The 1,119-nt window shown below is 65.4% G+C and carries 1 protein-coding gene; it reads right to left on the reverse strand.

What is annotated here, in order from left to right; all coding sequences use genetic code 11:
- On the reverse strand, positions 1 to 934 hold a 934-nt coding region (locus tag H8B02_RS47400; protein ID WP_229172531.1), incomplete at its 3' end, for an IS110 family RNA-guided transposase.
- Positions 935 to 1,119: the final 185 nt, after the last annotated feature.

Below are 1,119 nucleotides of genomic sequence, written 5' to 3' on the forward strand. Positions count from 1 at the left end.
GGTCAAGCGGGTGCCATGGTTTTTGGTCCCTGAGCATGGCGTTGAGGGTTGTGAGGACTTTGCGCGCAACGGCGATGAGGGCGACCATCTTGGGCTTTCCAGCGGTCACCAGGCGGCGATAGAAGACCTTGAGCTGCGGATGGTATCGGCTGGCCGACAGAGCGGCCATGTAGAGCCCGGCGCGCAGCTTGGCTCTTCCGCCGCCGATCATGCTCTTGCCCTTCCAGCGGCCGGACTGGCGGGTAAACGGGGCAAGACCGGCGAGGCTCGCAATCTGGCGCCGATTGAGCACGCCGAGCTCCGGCACCTCGGCGAGGAAGGTCCGCGCGAGGGTGTTGCTGACGCCGGGAAAGCTGACCAGCAGTTCCTCCTTGGCGCGCCAGACTGGCGAGCCGCGCACCAGCGTGTCGATGTCGTTGTCGATCTCCGGCAGCTCCTTCTCGAGGACCTTGATATGGCGGGCAAGGCTCTTGCGGACGCGGACGTTCTCGGCCCGCTTCTCGCGCTGCCGCTCGGCAACGATCATCTCGATGATCTGCCGTCGGCGGCTGACCAGTTCAGCCAGCAGCCGAGCTTCCTGATCCGGCATGGCACGTGGCTCCGGCTTCACGGCCTCGACAAACCGCGCGATGACCGCCGCATCGATCGGATCCGTCTTGGCACGCTGACCAACCGCCTGCGCGAAGTGCCGGATTTGGGCCGGGTTGACCACCACCAGCGGCAGCTGGGCGCCGGCCAGCGCAGCAGCAACGATCGTCTCGAAGCCGCCGGTTGCCTCCACCGCAATCAGCGCCGGCGAGATCGCCTGCAAGCGCGCAACGAGTTCTTCCAAGCCTTTGCCGTCACGCGCCACGGCAAAGGCTTCTCCGGTCGGACGGACATGCACGTCCAACCGGTCCTTCGATACGTCAATGCCAACATAGATCGCGTCCATCTGCACCCCTCCTTGCGCAACCGGGCTCGCCAAGCGGCCCTCGCGACTGTTCGGGTTCAATGGAACAACGGACGGGGCGCCGCGCTGAGGTTCGGGCTTCGATGCCCGGGGATGAAGCGGTCTCCCGTCCGTCACCGCACCAGCCATTCTAGCCGATCCGGCGATTCGAGACTTACAAGGATGAC

It is taken from the genome of Bradyrhizobium altum (assembly GCF_020889705.1).
Lineage (GTDB): Bacteria > Pseudomonadota > Alphaproteobacteria > Rhizobiales > Xanthobacteraceae > Bradyrhizobium > Bradyrhizobium altum.